General features: G+C 36.9%; 30 protein-coding genes. 18 read left to right on the top strand and 12 right to left on the bottom strand.

What is annotated here, in order from left to right:
- Positions 1–7: 7 nt before the first annotated feature.
- Positions 8–376 (top strand): hypothetical protein, encoded by a 369-nt coding sequence (locus AB7942_RS17260; protein WP_369447827.1) that lies wholly within the window; start codon positions 8–10, stop codon positions 374–376.
- 61 nt (positions 377–437) lie between these two features.
- Here the strand turns inward: AB7942_RS17260 and AB7942_RS17255 are convergent, their stop codons facing one another.
- Positions 438–608: a hypothetical protein gene (locus tag AB7942_RS17255; protein WP_369447826.1), complete on the bottom strand. Its 171-nt coding sequence runs from the start codon at positions 606–608 to the stop codon at positions 438–440.
- A 134-nt stretch (positions 609–742) separates the two neighbouring features.
- Positions 743–940, bottom strand: a complete 198-nt coding sequence (locus AB7942_RS17250; protein ID WP_066253763.1) for a hypothetical protein — start codon at positions 938–940, stop codon at positions 743–745.
- A gap of 196 nt (positions 941–1,136) precedes the next feature.
- On the opposite strand from AB7942_RS17250, the gene AB7942_RS17245 reads away from it, so the two are divergent.
- The 9 genes from AB7942_RS17245 to AB7942_RS17205 all read left to right on the top strand — a co-directional run bounded on the left by AB7942_RS17245 (position 1,137) and on the right by AB7942_RS17205 (position 8,825).
- Complete coding sequence (locus AB7942_RS17245) at positions 1,137–2,123, top strand: LacI family DNA-binding transcriptional regulator (protein ID WP_369447825.1); 987 nt, start codon at positions 1,137–1,139, stop codon at positions 2,121–2,123.
- A gap of 156 nt (positions 2,124–2,279) precedes the next feature.
- Positions 2,280–3,713: a sucrose-specific PTS transporter subunit IIBC gene (locus AB7942_RS17240; protein ID WP_369447824.1), complete on the top strand. Its 1,434-nt coding sequence runs from the start codon at positions 2,280–2,282 to the stop codon at positions 3,711–3,713.
- 67 nt (positions 3,714–3,780) lie between these two features.
- Positions 3,781–5,262: a glycoside hydrolase family 32 protein gene (locus AB7942_RS17235; protein WP_369447823.1), complete on the top strand. Its 1,482-nt coding sequence runs from the start codon at positions 3,781–3,783 to the stop codon at positions 5,260–5,262.
- Positions 5,263–5,579: 317 nt separating this feature from the next.
- A complete protein-coding gene (locus AB7942_RS17230; RefSeq protein WP_369447822.1) occupies positions 5,580–6,302 on the top strand; it encodes a sigma-70 family RNA polymerase sigma factor in 723 nt (240 codons plus the stop codon).
- A 27-nt stretch (positions 6,303–6,329) separates the two neighbouring features.
- Positions 6,330–6,911 (top strand): ATP-dependent Clp endopeptidase proteolytic subunit ClpP, encoded by a 582-nt coding sequence (gene clpP / locus AB7942_RS17225; RefSeq protein WP_088087025.1) that lies wholly within the window; start codon positions 6,330–6,332, stop codon positions 6,909–6,911.
- Positions 6,912–7,190: 279 nt separating this feature from the next.
- Entirely contained in the window at positions 7,191–7,646 is a 456-nt protein-coding gene (locus tag AB7942_RS17220; protein WP_088087026.1) for a GNAT family N-acetyltransferase, read from the top strand.
- Positions 7,647–7,668: 22 nt separating this feature from the next.
- Positions 7,669–8,058: a YybH family protein gene (locus AB7942_RS17215; RefSeq protein ID WP_369447935.1), complete on the top strand. Its 390-nt coding sequence runs from the start codon at positions 7,669–7,671 to the stop codon at positions 8,056–8,058.
- A 118-nt stretch (positions 8,059–8,176) separates the two neighbouring features.
- On the top strand, positions 8,177–8,503 hold the full coding sequence (locus AB7942_RS17210; RefSeq protein WP_369447821.1) for an antibiotic biosynthesis monooxygenase family protein: 327 nt from the start codon (positions 8,177–8,179) through the stop codon (positions 8,501–8,503).
- 106 nt (positions 8,504–8,609) lie between these two features.
- Positions 8,610–8,825: a hypothetical protein gene (locus AB7942_RS17205; RefSeq protein WP_098933928.1), complete on the top strand. Its 216-nt coding sequence runs from the start codon at positions 8,610–8,612 to the stop codon at positions 8,823–8,825.
- Positions 8,826–9,078: 253 nt separating this feature from the next.
- Here the strand turns inward: AB7942_RS17205 and AB7942_RS17200 are convergent, their stop codons facing one another.
- The 3 genes from AB7942_RS17200 to AB7942_RS17190 all read right to left on the bottom strand — a co-directional run bounded on the left by AB7942_RS17200 (position 9,079) and on the right by AB7942_RS17190 (position 10,549).
- Entirely contained in the window at positions 9,079–9,297 is a 219-nt protein-coding gene (locus AB7942_RS17200) for a hypothetical protein (RefSeq protein ID WP_369447820.1), read from the bottom strand.
- Between the two features lie 575 nt (positions 9,298–9,872).
- Entirely contained in the window at positions 9,873–10,094 is a 222-nt protein-coding gene (locus tag AB7942_RS17195) for a hypothetical protein (protein WP_088087032.1), read from the bottom strand.
- A gap of 137 nt (positions 10,095–10,231) precedes the next feature.
- Positions 10,232–10,549, bottom strand: a complete 318-nt coding sequence (locus tag AB7942_RS17190) for a hypothetical protein (RefSeq protein WP_088087033.1) — start codon at positions 10,547–10,549, stop codon at positions 10,232–10,234.
- A 235-nt stretch (positions 10,550–10,784) separates the two neighbouring features.
- On the opposite strand from AB7942_RS17190, the gene AB7942_RS17185 reads away from it, so the two are divergent.
- Entirely contained in the window at positions 10,785–11,366 is a 582-nt protein-coding gene (locus tag AB7942_RS17185; protein WP_369447819.1) for a DeoR family transcriptional regulator, read from the top strand.
- 74 nt (positions 11,367–11,440) lie between these two features.
- Positions 11,441–12,088, top strand: a complete 648-nt coding sequence (locus AB7942_RS17180) for a YcnI family copper-binding membrane protein (protein WP_369447818.1) — start codon at positions 11,441–11,443, stop codon at positions 12,086–12,088.
- 135 nt (positions 12,089–12,223) lie between these two features.
- Here the strand turns inward: AB7942_RS17180 and AB7942_RS17175 are convergent, their stop codons facing one another.
- Both AB7942_RS17175 and AB7942_RS17170 read right to left on the bottom strand, forming a co-directional pair.
- Positions 12,224–12,961 (bottom strand): metallophosphoesterase family protein, encoded by a 738-nt coding sequence (locus tag AB7942_RS17175; RefSeq protein ID WP_369447817.1) that lies wholly within the window; start codon positions 12,959–12,961, stop codon positions 12,224–12,226.
- 72 nt (positions 12,962–13,033) lie between these two features.
- Positions 13,034–14,131 (bottom strand): AbrB family transcriptional regulator, encoded by a 1,098-nt coding sequence (locus AB7942_RS17170; RefSeq protein WP_369447816.1) that lies wholly within the window; start codon positions 14,129–14,131, stop codon positions 13,034–13,036.
- A 213-nt stretch (positions 14,132–14,344) separates the two neighbouring features.
- On the opposite strand from AB7942_RS17170, the gene AB7942_RS17165 reads away from it, so the two are divergent.
- On the top strand, positions 14,345–14,857 hold the full coding sequence (locus tag AB7942_RS17165; RefSeq protein WP_369447815.1) for a hypothetical protein: 513 nt from the start codon (positions 14,345–14,347) through the stop codon (positions 14,855–14,857).
- Positions 14,858–14,918: 61 nt separating this feature from the next.
- Here the strand turns inward: AB7942_RS17165 and AB7942_RS17160 are convergent, their stop codons facing one another.
- Positions 14,919–16,181 carry an MFS transporter gene (locus tag AB7942_RS17160; RefSeq protein WP_369447814.1) on the bottom strand — a complete coding sequence of 421 codons (1,263 nt, stop codon included), beginning with the start codon at positions 16,179–16,181 and terminating at the stop codon, positions 14,919–14,921.
- 236 nt (positions 16,182–16,417) lie between these two features.
- On the opposite strand from AB7942_RS17160, the gene AB7942_RS17155 reads away from it, so the two are divergent.
- The 4 genes from AB7942_RS17155 (at position 16,418) to AB7942_RS17140 (ending at position 19,121) form a co-directional block, all read left to right on the top strand.
- On the top strand, positions 16,418–17,224 hold the full coding sequence (locus tag AB7942_RS17155) for an HAD family hydrolase (RefSeq protein ID WP_335712448.1): 807 nt from the start codon (positions 16,418–16,420) through the stop codon (positions 17,222–17,224).
- Positions 17,225–17,367: 143 nt separating this feature from the next.
- Complete coding sequence (locus AB7942_RS17150) at positions 17,368–17,931, top strand: DUF2062 domain-containing protein (RefSeq protein WP_369447813.1); 564 nt, start codon at positions 17,368–17,370, stop codon at positions 17,929–17,931.
- 126 nt (positions 17,932–18,057) lie between these two features.
- On the top strand, positions 18,058–18,876 hold the full coding sequence (locus AB7942_RS17145; protein WP_369447934.1) for a histidinol-phosphatase: 819 nt from the start codon (positions 18,058–18,060) through the stop codon (positions 18,874–18,876).
- Between the two features lie 65 nt (positions 18,877–18,941).
- Positions 18,942–19,121: a hypothetical protein gene (locus AB7942_RS17140; RefSeq protein ID WP_369447812.1), complete on the top strand. Its 180-nt coding sequence runs from the start codon at positions 18,942–18,944 to the stop codon at positions 19,119–19,121.
- 134 nt (positions 19,122–19,255) lie between these two features.
- Here the strand turns inward: AB7942_RS17140 and AB7942_RS17135 are convergent, their stop codons facing one another.
- From AB7942_RS17135 to AB7942_RS17125, 3 genes are all read right to left on the bottom strand, one after another.
- Positions 19,256–20,077 (bottom strand): SGNH/GDSL hydrolase family protein, encoded by an 822-nt coding sequence (locus AB7942_RS17135; protein WP_369447811.1) that lies wholly within the window; start codon positions 20,075–20,077, stop codon positions 19,256–19,258.
- A 292-nt stretch (positions 20,078–20,369) separates the two neighbouring features.
- Positions 20,370–21,056, bottom strand: coding sequence for a YhcN/YlaJ family sporulation lipoprotein (locus tag AB7942_RS17130; RefSeq protein WP_369447810.1), 687 nt, complete (start codon positions 21,054–21,056; stop codon positions 20,370–20,372).
- A 103-nt stretch (positions 21,057–21,159) separates the two neighbouring features.
- Positions 21,160–22,068 carry an MBL fold metallo-hydrolase gene (locus AB7942_RS17125; protein WP_369447809.1) on the bottom strand — a complete coding sequence of 303 codons (909 nt, stop codon included), beginning with the start codon at positions 22,066–22,068 and terminating at the stop codon, positions 21,160–21,162.
- 249 nt (positions 22,069–22,317) lie between these two features.
- Between AB7942_RS17125 and AB7942_RS17120 the strand changes: the two genes are divergently transcribed.
- Complete coding sequence (locus tag AB7942_RS17120; RefSeq protein ID WP_369447808.1) at positions 22,318–23,868, top strand: amino acid permease; 1,551 nt, start codon at positions 22,318–22,320, stop codon at positions 23,866–23,868.
- 100 nt (positions 23,869–23,968) lie between these two features.
- Here the strand turns inward: AB7942_RS17120 and AB7942_RS17115 are convergent, their stop codons facing one another.
- The gene (locus AB7942_RS17115; protein WP_369447807.1) at positions 23,969–24,394 is read right to left on the bottom strand and encodes an EamA family transporter; all 426 of its coding nucleotides are present in this window, start codon (positions 24,392–24,394) and stop codon (positions 23,969–23,971) included.
- Positions 24,395–24,758: the final 364 nt, after the last annotated feature.

Below are 24,758 nucleotides of genomic sequence, written 5' to 3'. Positions count from 1 at the left end.
ACCCTTTATGGGAAGGGAAGTACACTTTAAAGAGGAAGAATTCGTACTGAAGTTAACTGGGCTTTTAAGCATTTTTGCATTAAAGTGGCAGTTGAAAATTCCTTACAAAGCGATAAAAAGTGTTTATATTGATGACTTTGATCCTCCAATGTGGATGCTCCGCATGCCTGGAACCGCCATTGCACCACTCAACATTTACGAAGGCAGCTTTAAGTTTGGTAATGAATGGTACTTCCTTTCATGTGAACATAAAGTACCACTTGTACATTTTGAATTAGAAGATTTCGGAAAATATAAATATGTCATTTTTGAAATTGAAAACCCAAGATCTGTGTTGATTGAATTAAGAATGAAATTAAGAGAGTTGGAAGAGTGAATAATGCACATAAAAAAGAAAAAAATGTAATGATGATTGCCTCATTACATTTTTTTTATTTTTACTTACGTTTTTTAACTAATCTACTAACAATATAAATACCGCCAATTATAGCAAATAAATTTAATGGATCCCCAAGGTTAATATTCAAAGTAAAATTATTAGTTACCCTGACATCATTTTTATTGTTATTCGAACCTAGTTGATTATTAATTTCCTTCAATTCCTTCAAAAAAAATCACCCCACTAATAAATATAGTATAATTATATTCACAAAAAATTCCAACTTTAAAAGGCTAGGTGTGAATACACTAGTAATCTACAAAAATAATGACGCCATTCTATTAAGAATGGCGCCTGAAAATATTAATATAATTTTTTTAAGTTAAATAGTTTAGAGAATAAAGTTTGATTTTTATCAGTTACCTTTAATTCTTCCATGATTAATTTTTCTTGATTGGTTGTAATCCAATTCTGTAATTCTTGTTTATCTTTACAAAGCGTATAATATGTTTCCCCACCTTTACCAAGTGCGTTGACAACATATCTACAAGTGTTCGCCATAATGTCCACCTTTAAAAATAAATTATTGTTTTCTATATGGATTATATCAGGCTTATAAAAATAGTCCATCATTATTTTTCAGCAAAAACAGGCAAATAAGGCCGTTTACATCGAATGTAATATCTAATTTCGATTAATGAGTGGATATTGTGTATAATACATTCATAATAGTGATTGGTTAAATGGAGTTGAAGATATGATTACAATAGCGGATATAGCAAAACTGTCGGGTGTTGCAAAGAGTACGGTTTCTCGTTACTTAAACGGGGGATCTGTGGGTGAAAAAACCAGTAAAAAAATTGAAAGTATCATTAAAGAAACGGGATATACACCTAATAAATTTGCCCAAAGCCTAAAAGCCAAGAAGACAAATATTATTGGCACGATTGTACCAAGGTTAGATTCATTCGCCACATCTCAAACACTGATTGGGATGGATGACCAGCTAAGGGAACAAGGATATCAATTAGTTATATCCAACTCTAGTCAGGATCTCAATCGAGAAATTGAAAACATATATAGTTTGGCCAAACAAAAGGTAGCAGGAATAATTCTTCTTGCAACCGAAATCACCGAAAGGCATATTGAAGCCTTTGATAATATTCAGGTACCCATCATATTAGTGGGGCAGGAGCATACTGATTTTCACAGCGTGATCCACGATGATTATCAAGCTGCATACGAGTTAGGTCAATATATTCTGGAAAAAGGACATAGAAGAATTGCCTACTTGGGTGTTACAGAGAGGGATATAGCTGTAGGTGTCAAACGAAAAGCCGGGTTCATGAAGGCAGTTTTAGAACAACCTGGGTGTGAAGTTCAGTATTTTGAAACAATCTTTAAAATTGAAGATGCAATAAAAAATGTCCCCAATATTATTAAAGGCTTCCATCCTACAATTATTGCATGTGCAACCGATAATATCGCTTTAGGTGCTTTAAAAGCAGCAAATATGGAGGGGCTAACGGTGCCTGACCAGCTTTCCATTACTGGATTTGGCGGCTATGATATCACGAAAATCACATTTCCGGGCATCACAACAGCTAAGTTTTTCTATAAAGAGGCAGGACATGTAGCCGCAATGAATATCGTTAAATTGGTTAATGAGGAACAAATAGAAAAAACAACACTTTCAAAATTTAAAATAATGGAGCAAGAAAGCGTTGACAAGGTAATCTATTAGTCTTATAATCTAGTTGAAACCGGTTCCAATATAATATATTAATTTTTGGAACCGGTTCCGTCAAAAGCATCTTGGAACTCGTTCCTTTAAATGATTTTTTTTGAATAATTTCGGAACCGGTTCCACAATTTAACTGATAGGATAGGGTGATTGTTGATGAATTACAAAAAGATTGCTGAAGAGATACTTATTGCAATTGGTGGTAAGGAAAATGTATCGGCAGCAGCACACTGTGCAACAAGATTAAGAATGGTTTTAAACGAAGATGAAGACATTGATAAAGCTAAATTAGAAGAAATGGATGTTGTTAAAGGAACTTTTTCTACTGGTGGTCAATTCCAAATTATCTTGGGGTCAGGAACAGTAAATGAAGTATACAAGGAACTCGCTAAACTAACAGGATTATCTGAAATGTCTACTAAGGAAGTTTCCAAAGCAGGATCAAAGAAGTTAAATCCAATCCAACAATTTGTCAAAATGCTATCGGATATCTTTGTTCCAATTATTCCAGCCATCGTTGCCGGCGGTTTATTAATGGGGATCAATAATCTCTTAACTGCTAAGGATTTCTTTATTGCAGGAAAGTCATTAATCGAAGCTTATCCAAATATCGCCGATTTGGCAGGACTTATTAACACGTTTGCTAATGCAGCCTTTGTATTTCTGCCTATATTAATTGGCTTCTCCGCAACACAGCGGTTTGGTGGTAACCCATATCTTGGAGCCGCACTTGGAATGCTCATGGTCCATCCCGATTTATTAAATGGTTACGGGTATGCAGATGCGGTGGCTAAAGGGGAAGTTCCAATTTGGAAGATTTTAAACTTTGAGATCGAAAAAGTGGGTTATCAGGGTTCTGTTCTTCCTGTCCTAGTTTCATCTTTTGTTTTAGCAAAAATTGAAACATTTTTACGAAGAAGAGTCCCTTCTTTCCTTGATAACTTAGTTACACCATTATTATCTATTTTTATCACAGGAATTCTTACGTTTACATTAATCGGACCGATCACACGTGGAGCGGGTAACTTGTTAACAGACGGTTTAGTTTGGTTATATGACACAACTGGTTTTATTGGCGGAATTTTATTTGGACTTGTTTATGCTCCAATCGTCATCACTGGTATGCATCACAGCTTTATCGCCATTGAAACGCAGCTTTTGGCTGATATTGCAAAAACTGGCGGTTCATTCATTTTTCCAATCGCTGCCATGTCTAACGTGGGTCAAGGTGCGGCAACGCTGGCAGTCCTTGCACTGACTAAGGATGCGAAAGTAAAAGGAGTAGCTTCTGCTGCAGGTATTTCAGCACTTCTTGGTATTACCGAACCAGCCATGTTCGGGGTTAACCTTAAGTTAAAATATCCGTTTATTGGTGCAATCGTAGGTTCTGCCGTAGGTTCCGGCTTTGTTACCTTGTTTAAAGTGCAAGCTATTGCCATGGGGGCTGCTGGTTTACCAGGAATCATTTCTATAAAACCAGGAACAATTACTTTCTATATTATTGGCATGGCGATTTCTTTTGCTACGGCTTTCCTAGTTACTATTATTCTCGGGAAACGCGATGCGAAAAAGCAAGTATCAGCCAAATAGATATCTATAAAATCGGAAAGGGAATCATTAATGATTCTCTTCCATTTATTTAAGGAGTAGAAACATTATGGAGTGGACTAAGGAGAAAAGATACCGCCGAATTGAAGATGAAAGCCCTGAAGCAATGCAGGAATTAATGAAAAAGGTAAATGCTTGCCCTTGGAGGCAATCGTTTCATATACAGCCTAATACAGGTTTACTAAATGATCCAAATGGCTTTGCTTTTTATAATGGTTACTATCATTTATTTTATCAATGGTTTCCATTAGGACCTGTCCATGGGTTGAAATATTGGTACCATGTGAAATCAAAGGATCTAGTGCATTGGGAAGACGAAGGAATAGGCATTGCACCGGGGGATTTTTTAGATAGCCATGGAGCATATTCAGGCAGTGCAATTGAACAGGATGGAAATTTATTTTTGATGTATACAGGGAATACACGCGATGAAAATTGGCAGAGGCATCCATATCAATGTTTGGCTGTTATGAATGAACAAGGAGATATTGAAAAAGAGAACTTGCCAGTAATTTCAACTGTACCAAGTGGTTATACTGAACATTTTCGTGATCCAAAGGTGTGGAAGTCTGAGGATGGCCAATATTATACAGTTATTGGTGCACAACGTGATAATTTAACCGGTACTGCTGTCCTTTATCGTTCGTCCAATTTAAAACAATGGAACTTTGAAGGAGAATTAGAAACGGAGCTAAAGAATTTTGGTTATATGTGGGAATGCCCGGATTATTTTGAACTCGCCCATCAAGGCATTTTTGTATTTTCTCCTCAAGGGCTCGAACCCCATGGTGATGATTTCCACAACATTTATCAATCAGGGTATATTCTGGGAAAGAAGCTAGACCTGCCGAATAGAAATTTCGGCCACGGTGATTTTCGTGAGCTTGACCGCGGCTTTGATTTTTATGCCCCGCAAACGACACTTGGACCGGATGGGAGAAGAATTCTCATTGGCTGGATGGGATTACCGGAAATAGAATATCCAACGGATCCTAACGGCTGGGCTCATTGTTTAACAATTCCTCGCGAACTAAAGGTGAAAAATGATAAATTAATCCAACAGCCAATAGAAGAAATGAAACTGCTTCGAAAAGTTGAACAAAAAATTACGGACTTTATTGAGAATGATGTGAAAAGCTTCCCAGGTATGAATGGTACAACCTTTGAATTGTATTGTGAAATGTCTGATATTTTTGCAGAAGAATGTGGAATCGAGTTTCGGGCGAATGATACGAAAAAAACCGTAATTAAATATCATCTTGCCGAACAAAAGGTGATTTTGGATCGCAGTTATTCTGGTGAGGAAGTTGGGATTTCTTACGGGACAAAAAGAGCATGTCACCTTAATAGCACTAAGATTTCGATTCATATGTTCGTAGATACCTCTTCTGTTGAGATATTTATTAATGATGGGGAAGAAGTCTTTACAGCACGGATTTTCCCAGAGTCAGATTGTGACCAAATTAGGTTCTTTGCTTCAAAAGGCAGTGTTATGTTCAATATAAAGAAATGGGATTTAAAGAAGAAGTAGGTGTGAATTATTTCTTACATTGTTTATAGAAATAAACTAAAGCTGTTGAGTTAATCGACAGCTTTTTGTTAACTATTTAATTACATTATAATCATGTATAGAACCTCCAATTATATTTGAAAACTTCGAACTATCAATCAGGCCTAATTATAAAAGGAGCGTTTTCTAAAGTTTTTCTTTTGATTTCTAAAATGGTCAAGTTTATATTAAATAGCAACAACATAAAGTAACTCTAACAAAAGAAAATTTATTTCCCCCGTATCTTTTCAACCCTCTCGAAACGTTTAGAGTGTAGAGAGTGCAAAAGGAGTGAAAACATGTCACACAAACTTAGAGAAGCTAACTTAGCAAGGTCACAGAACGAAGATAGGTTCGAAAATGACTTTTGGATCGAAAATTATCCAAAACTTCTGCGATATTGTCACTTTATTGCCCACAATCGATGGGATGGAGACGAAATCGCACAGGAAACCTTTATTAAGGCCTTAAAATATGGCAATCACTCGCAAAAGCTTACCACTGCATTGCTAAATAAGATTGCCTATAATCATTGGATTGATATGCTTCGAAAAAGAAAAAATGAAACGGTTGAGGCAGATTCCGATTTTTCCACTCATTCTTTAACATATCAACTTGATAACACAAGGGAATCGGTTGATATACTCCTGAAGAATTTCACCCCAAACCAAGCTATTATCTTTTTGTTAAAAGAGGGGTTTCAATATCAGCTGAAGGAAATCGCCTCGATGTTAGATTCTACAGAAATGTCTGTGAAGTCCAATCTTCATCGTGCGAAAAAGCGACTCGAAAAAGCAAACGAAGAGAAGCAAGTTCAATCAGTTGACTTGTTTTGGGAGGAGGAAGAACGGGAGCAGCTATCGGACCTATTTTATGAAGCATTAAAAAATCAAGATCCAACCATCCTTATTCAAGCACTTCCATTACGAACAAGTATTAATAAAGTTCCTAAGATGATGACAGGAAAATTACGTTTCAAACCAAATTACACTCCTTCAAGCACTCTCTGGATGGCTGCATAGCCAAATTGCTTTCAAGGAGGGATTGGGATGAGTACCATTCCATATGTAATTGAACAATCTAATCGTGGAGAACGTTCTTATGATATCTATTCACGACTGTTAAAGGATCGAATTATTATCATTGGTGATGAAATAAATGAACACACGGCCAATAGTGTTGTTGCCCAATTATTATTTTTAGCAGCAGACGCACCAGATAAAGAAATTTCGCTCTATATCAACAGCCCAGGAGGTTTGACGACAGCTGGTTTTGCCATTTTTGACACGATGCAATACATTAAGCCAGATGTTAGGACGATATGCACAGGGATGGCTGCATCATTTGGGGCGATGTTACTGCTTGCTGGGAAAAAGGGAAAACGGTACGCACTGCCAAATAGTGAAATTATGATTCATCAGCCGTTAGGTGGAGCAAAAGGGCAGGCAACGGAAATCGAGATTTCTGCACGAAGAATCTTAAAGCTAAGAGAGCATATCAATAAAATTATTTCAGAACGGACCGGCCAACCGCTTGAAAAGGTAGCTAAGGATACGGACCGAGATTACTTCATGAGTGCCGAGGAAGCAAAAGAGTATGGGATTATCGACGAGATTCTCTACCCAAAATGAGTTTTTATGGAAGAGATATAATGTATTAAAAAATGCGACCGATAGAAGCTGTACTAGTCTACACTTATTCTAGGGGTGCGCATTTGACATTTTAGAGAATCAAATTAGCAGGTTACCTGTGTCAGGTCAAATTCAAAATCAAGTTGGGTACAATCGTTGAAGAAAGCTGCCATTGGCAGCTTTTTTATGATTGGATATGGAAATATTAAAAAATATACTAGAACTATTCCTGCTAATAGTTTAATATATTTTCCAATATAGAAACTAGGGGGATTTTTTATGGATATAAAAATAGATAATTTAACGGGAGCAGAAGTGGCTGAATTGGTGGGGGAGCATCTTCATGGTATGAGACTGAATTCCCCGCCAGAAAGTATCCATGCATTAAATCTTGATCAATTACGAAAACCAGAGATTACTTTCTGGAGTGCATGGGAAGGAAGTGAACTACTTGGATGCGGGGCTTTGAAAGAACTTGATGATCAACATGGAGAGATCAAATCCATGCGAACATCTTCCTCACATTTAAGAAAAGGTGTTGCCAAGCAACTTCTTAACCACATAATCGGAGAAGCCAAACAGCGTGGCTATCACAGGCTGAGCTTGGAAACAGGATCAATGGATGCTTTTGAACCAGCAAGAAGACTATATGCAAGTTTCGGGTTCCAGTTTTGTATGCCTTTTGCGGATTACATGGACGACCCAAATAGTGTATTTATGACAATGGATTTATAATTAAGTTTGGGAGGGATAGATGATGGAACACGAATTAAAAGAGGTCATCAAAAAGTGTGATATGGCAATTAAACAGGAAGATTTTGATACGCTGATGAATTACTATACCGATGATGCCATTCTTGTTGTAAAACCTGGAATGATTGCACGCGGAAAAGAGGAAATCAAAAAAGCATTTTTTGCGATTGCAAATTATTTCAATAATAGTGTTGTACCAACACAGGGTGAAATGATTATACTAGAAGCTGGAGACACGGCATTAGTCATTTCACAGACACTACTCGCTGCTGATAAAAAGGATTCGGAATATTCTATGGATAGAAAAGCGACCTATGTATTTAAGAAAAATTCACAAGGGGATTGGCTTTGTGCCATCGATAACTCTTATGGGACCGAATTAATCAATAATTAACTAGACGAAGGAATAAAAGGAGTTGGTTACCTACCATATGTAGATAATCAGCTCCTTTTTTCATAAGTGAAAATGTATTAAAATTATTATAGGATTAAACTTTTTGGGGGAATGAAATATGAGTGGAATTGCACAAACGCCTGAACCACCCTACTACGCAGTGATTTTTGCTTCACAGAGAACTAAAGGTGACAGTGGTTATGGAAAAATGGCAGATAAAATGGTAGAGTTAGCTTCTCAGCAAAAAGGATTCTTAGGTGTGGAAAGTGCAAGGGATGAAAAGTTAGGAATTACAGTTTCATATTGGGATTCATTAGAATCTATAAAAAACTGGAAGGAAAATTCTGCTCATAGAATAGCACAGGATAAAGGGAAAAAAGAATGGTACAAGAATTTTTCTCTCAGAGTATGCCGTGTAGAGAGACATAACTTTTTTGAAATGTGAGAATCCAAATTTTGAAGGTGGATTTGCAATAAATAAACTTTCTATTAAAAAAAGAGGTGAATAATTCACCTCCATATTGATTGTTTAAAATATCAGTCCTGTCTATGTGGATACATTTGATGCCATTGCTGCCAGGTACCATGAGGATGATGGTGATGCCATTGCTGCCAAGGTACCCAAGGATGTTGTTGTTGCCACTGATGATGAGTGCCATGAGGATAGTGATGATGCCACTGCTGCCAAGGCATATAAGGGTGTTGTTGGTGCCATTGTTGCCAACTACCGTGTGGATTTTGCTGATGCCACTGTTCCCAAGGCATAAATGAGGATTGTGATTGACCATGACCATGAGTCATTAAAATTCACCTTCTTTGCAAAAAATTAATTCTTTATAGCTTATGCGTTGTATATTTTGAAGGACATATTTCCACTAAATTTAGGCTAATTTACCAATAATTTACACTGTTGGATAATAAAAAAATCAACTGTGAATAAATTTCAAGGTTGTGAAAACAAAAATAAAAAGAACGCACATATTAGAGATGAAAATCTAACATGTACGTTCTTATTCTTGTTTACCGCTTTTTCTTTTTTGAATTATCTACAACAAGTTTATTTTTATTAACGACCTCTATGGAAACCTGAACATGAATATTAAGATCATCAATATTCTTAACACTTTCAACTTTTGCCTTTCGACCTTTAATTTTTAACTCTTCACCTTCGGTTGGAACACGATTAAGCAGCTGAGTTAATAAAACGTTATTTTTTTCAATAAAATGAACAGCAAACATTTTGGTCTCACCTATTTCTTATGGTATGTGATACATAAAAAATGCTCATATAAAATATATGAGTTAAATTTAGACCAAATTACTAATACAAAAAAAAATTGAAAAATGCTGTTTACCTCAATTTTAGCTGGGGGTAATAATCGTAACTTTTCAAAAGAAAAAAACTGTGTAGAATAAATATTGAGTATGTTTGATGGAAAATGAAAGATACATAATTCGTTCGGGGGCGATTACTCAAATTAGAGGAGTGGAATCCAAACAAAGGAAACCTAAGAAATGACCAGGTTTCAATAGTAAAAGTGGGAGCTGAAGAATCATATGAATGGGCACGAACCGTTGCCCTTGGTTTTTCGAGCGACCAGAACACAACGGAGGATTCAATCGAATCCGTAAGAGGTTTTTTAAATTTATCTCATTCAGCTGCTTTTTTACGACAAAACCGAATAACACATCCGCCAGGAATATGGAAAGAAACGGTTTTAAATTAGCTTATAACAAGGTAATTATGAAGAGTTCACTATTTAAGTAATCTTGTATAGAGAGGCAAAAGATTACTTCCAAGGCTTACAGCTAGTTTATTTGACTAATATCCTTTCATTGATTATTCGTACAAAACGAACTAAATAGGAATTTATAATATAATTCCCTTGATCATTTTTCACGATAAAGTATTTGTTACGCTCCATCATTTCAACTACTTCTTGTTCAACATCTTCTTTATTAACATCTAATTCTTTTATCATTTTTTCGGTTATTATCTCATGATCAAACGTATAGCAAACTGTAAATTCCTTCAATCTAATTTTCCTTTCTGTAATTAATTGTAGTTAATGAATAGAAAATTCCTTTTTTTTTCAAAAGTACTTCTGCAAAAAAGAAATCTACCCCTCGAATGAAGTGGGCAGAAGCCACACAAGGGGGTATCTTGTAATAGCTATTTCTTCTCCACTTTGACTAAACCTTTACCTAAATTATTCTTATCAAAATAGCATATGACCACATCATGAACGCGTATCTTATCACCTGAAAGGATGTTCTTTGAAGAAAAGATGATATCTGTTCCGTCATCACTTTTTCCGTAGTATTGCTTCCCTTTGATTTTACTAATCTTGTATTCTACCGTGGTGTACTCAGAGGAACCATTGTTTTTAGTTATAGTATTGTTAACAGGAGCAGAAGTATGATCTTTTACTAATACTAATGCTATTAAAATTGATGAGAGCACCAAAAGGATGATCACTCTTTTAATCATTGTACTCTACCTCCTTCTATGTATTTTAAGAGAAATGTTAGGAATGTAAATCCTTCTATTTTCCTTAGTCTTTATACCTATTTCTTGATTCAACCAATTTTAGTTTAGTGAGAAAATGTGATTTTGTTGATAAAATTTCACAAGTTATTCACATTCATACCTTGTTAATATCTTAAAGGTATTCTAATCTTATTATATAAAAGTAATTTCTACAAATCTTGAAGGAGGTGCACAATTGTTACCTATTGAACGTCGACAGCAACTATTAACTTGGTTAAATAATGAAGGAACCCTATCGATTACAGAAATTAGCAATCGTTTACAAGTTTCTGAAATGACCGTTTATCGAGATATAAAGCCATTAATAGAGGACAAAAAGGTCATTAAAACTTCAGGTGGAATCTGCTTAACACAAGAAACTACCATTTCTTCAAGCGCATGTAAATATTGCTTGAAGGAATCAAATAATCGCCACCCAGTTCAAATTATAACCCACGAGTTAAGGGTAGAGCACCTTTGCTGTCCTCATTGTGGCTTATTACGATATAAGGACATAGAAAAAGATGTTTCTCAAATCATTTGTCGCGATTTCCTTCAGGATACGACCATTAGTGCAAAAATGGCGTATTTCTTACTTGACGCAGATTTTAATTTGAATTGCTGCCAGCCACAAGTATTAGCTTTTGATTCATTCAAACATGCCGATCAATTTCAAAAAGGCTTTGGTGGCATAGTTCTTCGATTCGAAGAAGCCATCATAGAAATACAAAAAAGAATGAATGGTCAAAGTGGATGTGGATGTAATAAAAGAGAATGATTTGTAGAATGAAAGTAAGTGGGTAGATTTTACTATTGTTTGCAGTAAAAAATAAACATAGAGGAGCAAAAAGGATGAAACGTACATTGAAAAAGATTTCTAAAGTGTTTTTACCAACAGTATTAGGTTTATTATTATTCTCAAGTGTGGCAAGTGCCCATGTGACAGTAGTACCGAAAACGTCGACAACAGGTGCATGGGAAACATATACAGTTAAAGTTCCCGTTGAAAAGGATATAGCTACGACAAAATTCACGTTAAAAGCACCAGCTGGAGTTGAAATTAAGTCTTATCAGCCAGTCCCTGGATGGAAATATTCCGATGAAAAAGATGCGAAAGGTATAGTAAAATCATTTACTTTCGAAGCAACAGGTGATGGAATTTTACCAGGTCAATTCCAGCAATTTACGTTTGTTGGAAAAAATCCTGAAACGGCAACTAAAGCAGCTTGGGATGCTTTTCAATATTATAAAGATGGCAGCATAGTAGAATGGACAGGCGACGAAGGAGCAGATAGCCCTCATTCCATTACTGACATTGTTGCAGGAGCATCAACGGATGACCACAACGACAATGCTAAAATGGAAGAAACGAAAAAAGAAGAAACAAAAACAGTTGAAGCTAAAAAAACAGACTCTGATAACTCACTTCCGACCATCTTATCGGTTGTTGCAGCCTTGTTATCATTAGTGGCTCTCGTATTTGCCATTCGTAAAAAGTAATACTTATTAAAAAAATGACGATAAGCTTGGAATGATCCAAGCTCATCGTCATTTTTTATGGAAATAATAATTGAGGGCTATTATTTTACGAATAAAAAAGTCTGCGCGGGGTTACCTTAGATGCGGTAAACAGAATTACATAAATTTCAAATGTTGATCGCCATAAAATATCTTTAAAATATAATCCGCATCAGGTACATTCAATCTGTTAAAACCGATCAGAAATTCTTTATTGTCATACGGCACTTCTCTAAAAGCAACAGAAATATCTCCATGTTCACCAATCGTCACAACAGCGTAGGTGGCCAACGGCTTATAATTACAGCCCAAAGAGCTTGGGTTGAGATAGAGTCGCTCCATGGATTTAAAGTGATGGATCACGTGATGATGGCCAAAACAAATAATATCCGCATTAGATGTCTGGTAAAAGGCGTCAAGTTTCTCCTCGGTTGGCTTTTTATCCACGGAGATAAATTTATTTAGTTCACTCAAATGGTAGTGAACAAAAAACAATCTTTTACCATTGTAAATCGATTCTAACGTGACAGGAATCTCGGTTAAAAACGGAATAAACTTATGGTCTAGATGGGCTGCAATCCATTGATGATGTACCTTTTCACTACCCCTGCTATAAGGTTCTCTACCTGCAATAATATCCAAAATAGCTTCATCGTGGTTTCCCATTACAAACGAAATATCAGCACGTGAACTTAGGAGCTCAAGAACCTCATTCGTTTCATACCCAATCCCAATCAAATCTCCCAAACAATAGATATGCTCAGTCTTTTCGTCCTTGTCAATCTCATTCAAAACTGCCCTTAATGCCGAATAATTACCATGAATATCCGTTATGATTGCTATTTTCTTCTCCATTTTCTAATCTCCGTTTTTCCCATAGTTTACACATCTGCAAGTAATAAAATACAAATATTTGGAACATGGGACCTAAGGGGTCTTTGCTGTTTTCCTCATCCCGACTTTAAAAATCCATCTTAGAAGCGGTGGAACGGCAAAGTAAATAAAAAAGAGTCGGAAAAGTTGATAGCCGGTCACCATCGATAAATCGGCATGGACCTCATGAGCGAGAATTCCCATTTGATCCATTCCTCCAGGAGCCAAAGCTAAAAAACTGGTTGAATGGTTGATAGGGTAGTAAGCAACAAGTAATAAACTTAGCCCGCTGGAGACCAAAATCATTACCATCCCACTAAGGAGTGCAAGTGTAATAATTTTTGTTTTGTGCTCCAGTTTTTCAGGCTTTAATAGCAAACCAATGTACCCGCCAATCATAAATTGAGATACATCAAGAATCGAAGCTGGTAACGCCGGACCATGCAAGCCAGATAAATGGATGACCGCTGTTCCTAAAATTGGACCTAACAAATAGGGAGTAGGAAATTTGAATTTCCGAGCTAGAAATGCACAAACCACACAAATAACAACAAACCAAATGATGGTTGGAAAAAGTGGGATAGGGGAGACTGTACCACTATTAAACAAGTCCGAAGTTGTGTTTGTCGTATTTTTAAAAAGCGGACCTAATATAAGAAAAGGAACAAAGAAAATAATCATTATTAATCTAGCTACCTGAAGAAAGGTCACCGTAGTAATGTTAATTCCTTTCAATTCTTCGGCGAAAATAATCATTTGTGATAACCCACCCGGAATACTTCCAATCAACACGGTTGGATAATCTACACCAGTTAACTTAGAAACAACAAAAGCAATTCCAGCACAAAAACAAACAAGTAATACTGTCATCAGCAACATGGAAGGCAGTTTGGTCATTATTTCCAAAAGTGCTTCTTTTGTGAACGAGAGGCCAACCGAATATCCGACAATCACTAAACCTATGTCGCGAATGGAACTAGGCCAGTAAAATTGAACTTTTCTAAACCTTGAGCCAATTAATACAGCTGCCATCGGTCCTAGCAGCCATGGAATAGGTGTATGTAGTGCAACGAACGTAATTCCTCCTATTAAAGCGATTAACAATGAGACACAAAATCGAATCCTTTTGTCGTCATTTGCAAATTTGATCAAACAGAACCCTTCTATCTCTATAAATTAGTTGAATATTAACAACCTTGAAGCAAGGAAACACGATATTTATGTAATTCCGCGCTTAAACTATTTTATCATGGTGTGGAAATTTAATCTAAACTGGTGCAATTGAGTGAAGTAATTTTGGGAAAAATTACACATAATAATCGGGAAAGTTTACTTGGAAAATATAGCTGAAAAGGAGAGTAATATATGAAAGCACCATTTATTTTAGGACTGGGTATTACCTTCTTCTTATTAGTCCCACTTGGCATGTATACAAATATCTTCCCATTCTGTGCGATTGGCTTAACTGGTGCAGGTTTATCATTCATATTAATTAGTTTAAAAGTAAAAAATGTCTGGAAGGGATTTAACAGGGTACAAGAATTACCTTATATCGGTTCATCGGTCATGTGGATTTATCGCTTCGGGATTCTGGGACTTGGAGCTCTAGCCTTGTTCAGCGCTTCTGCGTATTGGGCAGATTCACCGGCTTACATAAAAAAGAATTACACAATATTAGAAGGGATTCCTTCAAAAATTGTTTATGAGAAACCTTCCAAGGGTGAAATCCAAGGAACTATTACTGTAATTATCCATAATAAACGCTTAAATATATCTCCAAATCCAAAATATCCAATCGAAAAAAATGTGGAAGGACGCCGTTTCCAGATTAACTACCTGCCAAACACCGAGTGGGTCATGGATTACAAAATCGAATAAAAATAGAAAAAAACTAGGAAGCTCCTTATGAGTTCCCTAGTTTTTTGTTTAATTAAGTAAATTAATTTACCTGACTCTGCAAAACTTCTTGTCGCTTCTCCACGATAATCAATCCACCCACTAACCCTAGAGAGGCGAATATGACAGGAATAATAAAACCATATTGGTATCCAACACTACTTGCAGATGCGTGGAAATGGTCTAACACTTTCCCAAAAATACTTGGCAAAAGAACAGCACTTAAAAAACCGCCCATATTAGCAAAGCCAGAAACAACCCCGACTTCTTTGATATCGAAGGATTTTCTAACAATCGCAAAGGTTAATGCACTCGCTCCATTTCCGTATCCAATAAGAAAGAAAATAATCGTAAGCATTAAGACTGGCGGCTTTCCATTCATGAAAAGAAATGACGCCCAGCATAAAAACACAATGCAGTGAACAATAACATACGGACGTTTAATCGAGTCTAAGCGGCTGGAAATCCAGCTAGTTAATGGAGCACCAATAATTGCCCCGAAAAGACCTACCATAATCAGTTGACTCGCATCTGAACGAGACAATCCATATACATTCATCCCATAGGGGACAGCCCACGAACCAATAAATCCTACATACGTTCCAACAGTACCAAAGTGACAGAAGAACGTGGCCCATGCTTGGCGGGTGGTAAAAATACGACGTAACAAAATCAGCGTTTTTTCACGCGGCTTTTTCTGTTTTTTAGGTATGGTATCGTTCCATTCAAAAGTCTTTGGTTTTTTTACTAGGACATAGTAGAGAAGTACTCCACAGAGAACTACCATAATTCCCGATGTAAAAAATGGGGGGCGCCAGCCTGATCGTGTAATCCATGCAGAAAAGGGGACGGTCGCTAGTAAAAAGCCAAAACTCCCTGCCATTCCAGCTATGCCCAGTAATCCAACAAACTCCCTCACTTTAAACCATTGACTTAGGATCAACACTAAATTAACCCAAATAGCTGAATCACCGGTTCCTACCAATAATCTAGCAAAAAGAAGCACTAGTTCATTCGTGGCTAGACTATAAATTAATGTACCTATTCCAGTAAGAAGCGCCCCAATCACTAGAAAAAAGTTGGGGCCAAATCGATCAGACAAGATCCCAATAGGAATTTGCAGACCAGCATAGGCAAAAAATTGAATACTTGTCAGTAATCCAATCGTAGAGGCTGTAATGTTGAAATCCTTCATCAATTGATCGGAAATTAAACCTGGAGCTGTTCGTTGACTAACAATTATTAAATACGTTAATAAAATTGATACAAAAACGACCCATCTATACTTGCTATTTTGTTTTTCCAATGTTCTCTTCTCCTGTTTGCTATAATTTCCTTATTATACTATATAAATCTTAATTAGGGTCTATCGAGACACTGGCTTTTGTCAGTGTCACTATTATATTGAAAAGTTTATTTCCGCTTTTACATTGTCCGCTAATACTTATGCACTAACTTTTGATGGGAAAGGCTCATTTTATCATGAAAATGATTTTACCCCATATACTTAAGTTACACCACTATTTAAGGGGGGATTGGTTCATGAATCAACAAACCTTAATATTGGATTTAGATGACACCTTGATTCACTGTAATAAATACTTTGTAGAATCTAGAAACAGATTTGCAAATGTGATGAAGAAATGGTTTAAATCCGTACCAAAGCAGGAAATTCTCCAAAAACAATCTGAAATTGATATAAAATCTGTTGAAAATAATGGCTTGCATTCTTCCTTATATACGCAATCCCTAGTGACAACCTATCGGTATTTTTGCGAAAAAACGGGGAGAAAAATGAAAGCGTCTGAACTAAATCAAGTAGAAAAAATTGGTCAAAATGTTTTTCAAAGAAAGGTGAAACCTTTTCCTTATATGTATGAAATCTTGGATACCTTACAAGCAGAGCGGCATCAATTATATTTATTTACTGGAGGAGATGAAGAGAATCAAAATAGAAAAATTACCCAATTGCGCTTAACGGATTACTTTGAAGAAAGAATCTTTATCTTTGAACATAAAACTACAGAAGCATTGCAACAGGTGTTAAACAATATAAACGCAGACAAAAAGAAGACTTGGCTGATCGGAAATTCACTCAAAACAGACATCAAGCCGGCGATTGAGCTTGGTCTAAATGCCATTCATATCCCAGCGGAAATAGAATGGAGCTATAATATTGTGGATATTGAAATTGAACCAAATGGTACCTATGCCGAATTAAAATCACTTGTTCAATTGCCAGAGTATATAAGAGAACAGGCATATTCTCGTGGAAAAACAAGAAGGGATTCTGTCAAAGAAATCCTGTCTCAAGAATGGGTTCATTTAAATAATGAGGTTAAAGCCTAAGCAGTGAAATCCCATATAATGCAGAGCTGGTTCCAAGATGGAATCAGCTCTATTTTTATTCAATTAGTTGATTTCTTAGAATAGTAGTTAGGGCTCATATAGAGTATAATAAACTTATCTAATGTAGTAAGGAGATACCCATCATGAGCATAAAACCAAAAAAGTATAATTTTTTGCAGCGATTTGGACGTGCTTTTAAGTTTAATATTACTAAACTTCTACGGTCTCCTGGTGGAGCTAGAAAAGTATCCTTAGGATTTGCGCTGGGCCTTGGTTTGGAAATGTTGGTTCTTTCAACAGGTTCGCTTATTTATATATTATTTGTACCGATCGTCCGTTTAGCGAAAGGTTCATTACCTGCATCCATTATTGGTAATGTCATCGGTAAACTAACCCTTCTTCCAGTTCTTCTGTTACCTTTTGCAAAAAAAATTGGGAAATTGATTTTTCCAATGAAAGTAAATATAGGTCACAAGTCATCATTTTCTTTTCAAAAGTTAATCCATGGTGATCTTCATAGTCTAATAAGTATCCTTCATGGAGGCTTCCATACTTTAATAGGTATGACCATTTTTGGGATGATCCTAAGCTTCAGTTCTTACTTTATTGTTTATCATTTTTATGAAAAAGAAAAAACGAAAAGGCTTAAAAGAAGACGCAATAAACGAGAGACACCTCTGAATTCAATCAAGCAGAATTATGTTTAATTGTTTCGAATAAGAAAACGCCTCCACTTAACATGAACTAGTGGAAGGTGTTTTCTTTTTTTTACTTTGATTAATCTTTTCTGATATATGTACATATTAATAGGTGAGGTGATTAAAGTGGACAAGTTGAATTCAAATCCCAAATTTGATTTACATACGCATCATGATCGTTGCGGCCATGCACGTGGTAAGATTCGTGATTATATTGATGCCGCGATTGAACGAGGGCTAAGTGTAATCGGGATTGCCGATCATTCCCCTTACTTTAGTAGTGACGAAGACCAGCTCCGTCCCCATATCGCGATGGCAAAAAGTATGTTTCCCGAATACGTCAACGAAGTACTGCAGCTGAAACAAGCTTATAGCGATAAAATCGAGGTTCTTCTTGGAGTGGAATCTGATTTCTTCCCTGAGTCAGTGAAGATTTATCAATCCTGTTTTGAGCCGTACCCATTTGATTACATCATTGGTTCGGTTCACCATGTGGACGGGGTGAGTATTTTTAATAAAAAGCGCTGGAATGGGCTTACAGAACAAGAAAAAATCAGAACGAAAGAAAATTACTATTCGCTTATTGAGCAATCGGCTCGAAGTGGGATGTTTCAAATCCTCGGCCATATTGATGCCATGAAAGGATTCTATCCTGCCTTTTCATCCATCCAGACAGCTGCAGTTGAAAATACCATAAAGGTGATAGGAGAAAATGATATCGCGATTGAAATCAACACATCCGGAAAAACAAAAGACGTTGGCGGCTGGTATCCGTCTGATGATATTTTAGAGCTGGCACTTCACTATGGTGTGAAGGTAACGTTTGGATCGGATGCCCATGATCCACATCGAGTAGGGGACGAGTTTGATCAAGTTCAACAGCGCCTTAAGGAAATCGGCTTCAAAGAATGGATTTATTTTAAAAATAAAGAGAGAGTCACAGTTAGGATTTAGGAAATACATGCTTCGCATATTTATTCTTGAATTACAAACACTACAAGTAAAAAGGCGGTGTAATCATGGATAAAGAGAAAAAGAATGTACCTCAAGAGTTTCAAAATAATGTAAATGATCATAAAAATAGCAAAATAAATCTTACAGCTAACTTAGAGGATAATGATATTCAGCCAGACAGCGCTATTATCATTGGTGGCGGAGATCCCAATCTTTCACCTGATGCGGGAAGACCTCTAATATAGTGTTAAGCAATTTTATTTTTAATCAAAAAAAACACCTTCTCACATTCATTTTCCTAAAAATGAAACGAGGAAGGTGTATTTTTGAGTTTGTTTTTAAGCTGTTAAAGAGTTCTTTTACCGATCTTCCTTCGGTTCTATACAGCACTTTTTCTGAATTGGTGTTTAAATTGATAAATCATTTGCTCCGAAATGGCGGTATAACCAGCCAGATTTGGATGAACACCATCAGGGGAAAGATTTTGCAGGTGGTCCCCGTTAATGACCTTTGTTGTTTCAATGACAATCGACCCTGGGACTTTATGAGCGACCTCATATATATTAACATTCCATTTTGGCAGCATTTTATCTGCCAGAGGGTACAGTTGGTCATCTGGTGATAATGGATTATACAATTCTAAGAATACAATTGTGACCTTTGGATTTAGCTTGGTAATTCTCGATGTAATCTCAGACAAATTTTTCGAGAAGGTGGTTTGCAATTGGTCATAGCTTTGAATGACGGTACGAAAATTTTGCCCGTTTGCCATTCGAAGAATATCATTGCCGCCCACATTAATCGTGACAATGTCGGATTGCTTGATCGATTCATCAAATCGACCCTCTTGAACCAAGTCATCTAATTCACTACTGGTGATCCCATTGATCCCTTGATTTTGAAATTCAATTTGTTTTGCGGTTTGTTCTGCCAATTTGCTAGAAAATAAACTGACAAAATTTTCATTCTTTCCTGCACCGACTCCACGTATAATAGAATCACCAATCGCCAAATGGTGAATCTGAGAAGTTTTAGCATTTCGATAATAATTGAGATAAGAGACTTGGTCAGAACTCTTATTAACCGCCGCAACCGCGTGTTTTTTCATTTGGTGGATTTTGTACTGAGGATAATAAAACCACGCAGAAATACCAAGGCCAATGAGCAATACAAAAACTATTAGATATTTTACTATTTTCATACCAACCACTCCTTGAATATTCTATTATAGCAAGAATAACAAGTGAAAATAAGTAGGAGTTGATTGCCAGTTAAAGTAAGGTAAATGAGATACAACTGAAAAATTGGTTTGAACCTAGAGGGTTAATTAAAGTATTGAAATTATTTCTTTGGGTTTCAAGGAGGACACGTCTATGTACTTCCTTCTAATAGGAAGCAAACCAACTAACATAAAATTAATCGTGAGCGGTGACTGGAGTGAACAATTCTAAAGAAAAAAAGCTGCCGAAAATTATCCGGCAGCTGATTTGCTCTTATCTAAACATCCTGTTAACAGAATTCGTAAAATCGTTCCAAAGGCCATTTCTGTTTGTTCCAGTACGAATATCATTTGAATAGTTTGTCATTTGGCCGAAAGTATCGGTATCGTAAGAAATATAAACGTTGTCAATATTTCGATCCGCTGCACGGACCTGATCGATGATTTTCTGATCAAGTTTGGTGGTAGTCACACGGGTTCCAGTTATTGTAGTTCCGCGATTATTTCTTGTTCCATTGGTAACCGTGTTGTCAAGATTGCCAGTAGTAGCACTCATATTTGTAGAGCCATTGGTTCCTGTTGTGCCGGAGTTATAGCCATTCCCATAAGTAGCATTCATATTTGGCCCCGTCCCAGTTGTGCCTTTATTGGCGCGGGTGCCATTTTGAAGATTATTATTTAATCGAACGGCCACATATGCATCATTATTTCGGATGATTACATGGGCTTGGTCAACTTCTTTCAGGCTTTCTATATTACTAATGGCACGACCTGAAACACGTAAATTTTGGTTCGAAACATTCCTTACGTTAACACCATTAATGGCATTGTTTCTAACATTGTTTACTCCCATATTGCCTGCATTATTGTCATTCAATGCATTGTTATTATTATTTGCGCAACCAGTTAATCCTAATAAGGTAGTTGCTAAAACAAAAGTTACCCAACTTTTTTTCACCACAGAAGTCACTCCCTTAAAAATGGTCTTACAAATATATAATGACCAATTAAAGTCGAACTATGCGAGTCAAAGAGCAGGGAAATTTTAAATTAGAAGACCCTAACTAAAATACCGTTTCCCCAAGTAGAAGAACCGTTAACTGTTCCTTGCGCAGCTGCTGCTTTTCCCACGCACGGTTTAAACGTTCCAAGGCTTCTGGCCCCGTGTCGTCAGCTAACCGATATGTGCCATAATGCATCGGGACGAAGTTTTTTGCCTTTAATTCAATGAATGCTTTCACACTGTCTTCTGGTGATATATGGGCAGGCGCCATGAACCATTCTGGCTCAAAGGCACCAATCGGCATAAACACCGTATCAATGGTAAATCGATCGGCTATTTGTTTAAAACCACTAAAATAGCCGGTATCGCCAACAAAATAAAGCGTTTCTTCTCGGGTTTGAAAAATCCAGCCCCCCCAATGAGATGTATTCATATCTTTCAGCGACCTTCTTGTCCAATGTTGAGCAGGAACGAAATGAATAGTTACTCCCCCATGTTCGGCCCTCTCCCACCAATTCATTTCAATTACCTTCTGGTAGCCTTTTTTGTTAAAAAGGGACTTCATACCCGCTGGAACAAAGAATTGGGGATTCCCTGTTAATTTTTTTAAAGTGGGGAAGTCCAAATGATCGTAATGGCCGTGAGAAATTACAACCACATCAATCTCTGGCAGATCTGATAACGAGAGGCCCGGCTCCGTTAATCTTTTTTCTAGTCCCATCCGCTTGGCCCAAACAGGGTCAGTTAGAATATTCATCCCATTCATTTGAATCAAAAAGGTGGAATGTCCAATCCAAGTATAAGAAGTCTGGCTTCTGTTTTCATTTAATTCTCTCACTTTTTTAAAAGGACACTGTTCAATATTAACCGATAAATCCTTCACTTTCTTCCTTCGTTCACGCTGCCATTTCCGCATGTCCTTAAACGATTTGTAGCTCTTCATATTATCCAAATTAGTATATATCTTCATTAATATTCACCGATTTTCTTTTGAACTTTTTTTATATCCAAATCATTGATATTTAAGTAAAGGATATCATGTATCAAAGCGTTTTTAAAAAATTTATGATCCAATAAGAAAATTTGTCTTTCGTTTACGGCATAACTGGGAGACCATGCATGTCCGACGTTTTTCCCTGTCAGAATCTTTTTGTAAAGCTGAGTAAATAATAACCGTGAACCTCAGTTTATTAAATAAATGGTTGGGAGAAAAAGCTTAATGGAGAAAAACCGCAAAGGACTGTCCGCATGGCAGCTCACAATGATGGCCTTAGGAAGTGTAATTGGCGGGTCATTTTTTCTAGGTTCATCAGTCGCCATTCATGCAGCAGGGCCCTCAATTTTAATATCCTATATTTTAGCAGGTGGATTGGTATATTTAATTCTATACGCCTTGTCAGAGATGACTGTAGCTAATCCTACAACAGGTTCCTTTAGTAATTTTGCATCACGGGAACTTGGGGAGGGGACTGGATTCGTTGTTGGATGGCTGTATTGGACAGGAACCGTTTTATCCATGTCTAGCGAAGCGACAGCTATATCCATCCTAATTAGGAAATGGGTTCCTAATGTATCAATTGGTTTGCTAGGAAGTGCGATTATCATCGGTGTTACGCTGCTGAACCTTTTAGGGGCTGATAAGATTGGTAAGCTCGCAAGTGGTCTTTCTGGTGTAAAAATATTTGCGATTATTTTTTTCATCCTTACGGCATTAGTACTAATTTTCGGAGTACTTCCAGGGTCCCCGCCGGTTGGTGCTGGAGAGTTGAGGACAGAACCAATCATGCCAGGAGGAATAAAGGGGATTGCTGGAAGCATGCTCCTCGTGATTTTTGCCTATGCAGGTTTTGAAATCATTGGATTAGCCGCGACGGAAGCAGAGAATCCGCGAGATACGATTCCAAAAGCCATTCGTTATACGGTGTTTTCATTGGTTGGATTGTATATTCTCTATGCTGCGGTCCTACTGCCACTCATCCCAACAGCATCATTAAATGAAAGCGTGAGTCCGATGGTGGCCTCGCTTGAGAGATGGGGAATCGGTTGGGCTGGGCGGGCCATAAATATAGTGTTAATTTCGGCCATTCTTTCTGCCATGCTGTCATGCATATTTGGTCTAGGGCGAATGATCAGGTCACTAAGAGATGAAGGGCATGCGCCGAAATGGCTTCAGGATGATCAGGACGTACCTTATCGAGGGATTTTATTTTCTGGATTTGCGATGCTTGTAGGATTAGGTTTTGGGCTCTTGTTTCCGAGAGTTTACTTGGTTTTAATCACCACGGGCGGCTTCGCTTTAATATTTACCTATGTTGTCATAATGGCCAGTCATATCCGCTTTCGCAAAAGGAAAGGCTGTCCCCCAGAAGGAATTTGTCAAATGCGCGGTTATCCGTACACTTCTTGGATTGCGTTAATAAGCATGATCATTGTCCTTATGTGTATGCCGTTTATTCCAGGGCAGGGAGTTGGTTTGGTAGCAGGGATCGTAATGGTTGTCTTATATTCTTTGATTTATTATGTGATCAGATTTAGCACTAGGTCCAAAGTACAAAATACGACAAGAAAAGGAAAAACTATTATGAAAAATCAACCAAATTTTTTGACTGAATTCTCTGAGGAACTGAACGGAAATACCAATGAACAAGAAATTCTCTCGCAAAAAAACGATTCTCACAAATCACAGGATTTGCTCAAGAGCAACCCAATTAAGGATAATGACGAAATGTTTGAGGAAGAAGAGAGAGAAAGAGAACACTACGATGGATGATAGCTATCATTAGGTGCGATGCTTCTATTTAAGAAGGATTGCTTTTTCTTGTAAAGCAGTCGAGTAAAGAAAAAATAAGCATCAGTACTAAGTTGAAAAACTAATGCCATGCGGTCATGATCACGCCGAGAGCAATAAGCGCTACGCCAATTCCATTTACCAAACTGAGCTTTTCCCCGAAAAAGAAAATAGCTAACAGTGTAGCAATGACAACGCTCAATTTATCAACAGGTGCTACTTGAGACACCTTGCCCACTTTTAAGGCCATAAAATAAAACAACCAAGACGTTGCACCTGCCGCACCACTCAATACAATGAAGAGTAAAGTTCTCTTTTCCCCGATAATTACCGGAATTTTACCTAAATTCCCCTCGAAAATGACCACTCCCATTAAAAAGATTGCCATAATGATGGCCCTAATGGCCGTCGCAGTGTTAGCATCAATATTTTGTAAACCTAATTTTCCAAATACGGACACCAATGCAGCTGATATAGCTGATAGTAGAGCAAATACAAGCCAGGACATATCCAAACACATCCTTCTTTTTCTATCAATCTACTGGTTCGACTTTAGGAACCCTAATCCCTCTACTTATGGGTATTTTAATTAATTTTTAATATTGCATTAATACAATTTTTAGGTTGTTGCACTATACTTTACCTGTACTCAATATATTGAAACTGTTTTGGTAAGTGATTTTCGTTATTAGAATGATACAAAGTAAAGGAGTAATCAAAAAGAAATCAACATGTGTAAATAAATATTTCTTAAGGTAGGAATCATATGTCACATTTTGTTCAGTCCGTTTTTGATTATCGCTGTAGTTGCAACTTTCGGTTATCTATTTTTCAAGTGGAAAAATAAAAGAAATGAAGCGGTTAAAAGTAAT

It is taken from the genome of Neobacillus sp. BF23-41 (assembly GCF_041106275.1).
This window is presented reverse-complemented; position numbering and strand designations above follow the sequence as displayed.

What these genes read in the sequence shown, in the direction of transcription:
- AB7942_RS17260 (WP_369447827.1), top strand. Translation starts at nt 8, where the DNA reads ATGGGAAGGGAAGTACACTTTAAAGAGGAAGAATTCGTACTGAAGTTA.
- AB7942_RS17250 (WP_066253763.1), bottom strand. Translation starts at nt 940, where the DNA reads ATGGCGAACACTTGTAGATATGTTGTCAACGCACTTGGTAAAGGTGGG.
- AB7942_RS17245 (WP_369447825.1), top strand. Translation starts at nt 1,137, where the DNA reads ATGATTACAATAGCGGATATAGCAAAACTGTCGGGTGTTGCAAAGAGT.
- AB7942_RS17240 (WP_369447824.1), top strand. Translation starts at nt 2,280, where the DNA reads ATGAATTACAAAAAGATTGCTGAAGAGATACTTATTGCAATTGGTGGT.
- AB7942_RS17235 (WP_369447823.1), top strand. Translation starts at nt 3,781, where the DNA reads ATGGAGTGGACTAAGGAGAAAAGATACCGCCGAATTGAAGATGAAAGC.
- AB7942_RS17230 (WP_369447822.1), top strand. Translation starts at nt 5,580, where the DNA reads ATGTCACACAAACTTAGAGAAGCTAACTTAGCAAGGTCACAGAACGAA.
- clpP (WP_088087025.1), top strand. Translation starts at nt 6,330, where the DNA reads ATGAGTACCATTCCATATGTAATTGAACAATCTAATCGTGGAGAACGT.
- AB7942_RS17220 (WP_088087026.1), top strand. Translation starts at nt 7,191, where the DNA reads ATGGATATAAAAATAGATAATTTAACGGGAGCAGAAGTGGCTGAATTG.
- AB7942_RS17215 (WP_369447935.1), top strand. Translation starts at nt 7,669, where the DNA reads ATGGAACACGAATTAAAAGAGGTCATCAAAAAGTGTGATATGGCAATT.
- AB7942_RS17210 (WP_369447821.1), top strand. Translation starts at nt 8,177, where the DNA reads ATGAGTGGAATTGCACAAACGCCTGAACCACCCTACTACGCAGTGATT.
- AB7942_RS17200 (WP_369447820.1), bottom strand. Translation starts at nt 9,297, where the DNA reads ATGTTTGCTGTTCATTTTATTGAAAAAAATAACGTTTTATTAACTCAG.
- AB7942_RS17190 (WP_088087033.1), bottom strand. Translation starts at nt 10,549, where the DNA reads ATGATTAAAAGAGTGATCATCCTTTTGGTGCTCTCATCAATTTTAATA.
- AB7942_RS17180 (WP_369447818.1), top strand. Translation starts at nt 11,441, where the DNA reads ATGAAACGTACATTGAAAAAGATTTCTAAAGTGTTTTTACCAACAGTA.
- AB7942_RS17175 (WP_369447817.1), bottom strand. Translation starts at nt 12,961, where the DNA reads ATGGAGAAGAAAATAGCAATCATAACGGATATTCATGGTAATTATTCG.
- AB7942_RS17165 (WP_369447815.1), top strand. Translation starts at nt 14,345, where the DNA reads ATGAAAGCACCATTTATTTTAGGACTGGGTATTACCTTCTTCTTATTA.
- AB7942_RS17155 (WP_335712448.1), top strand. Translation starts at nt 16,418, where the DNA reads ATGAATCAACAAACCTTAATATTGGATTTAGATGACACCTTGATTCAC.
- AB7942_RS17150 (WP_369447813.1), top strand. Translation starts at nt 17,368, where the DNA reads ATGAGCATAAAACCAAAAAAGTATAATTTTTTGCAGCGATTTGGACGT.
- AB7942_RS17140 (WP_369447812.1), top strand. Translation starts at nt 18,942, where the DNA reads ATGGATAAAGAGAAAAAGAATGTACCTCAAGAGTTTCAAAATAATGTA.
- AB7942_RS17135 (WP_369447811.1), bottom strand. Translation starts at nt 20,077, where the DNA reads ATGAAAATAGTAAAATATCTAATAGTTTTTGTATTGCTCATTGGCCTT.
- AB7942_RS17125 (WP_369447809.1), bottom strand. Translation starts at nt 22,068, where the DNA reads ATGAAGATATATACTAATTTGGATAATATGAAGAGCTACAAATCGTTT.
- AB7942_RS17120 (WP_369447808.1), top strand. Translation starts at nt 22,318, where the DNA reads ATGGAGAAAAACCGCAAAGGACTGTCCGCATGGCAGCTCACAATGATG.
- AB7942_RS17115 (WP_369447807.1), bottom strand. Translation starts at nt 24,394, where the DNA reads ATGTCCTGGCTTGTATTTGCTCTACTATCAGCTATATCAGCTGCATTG.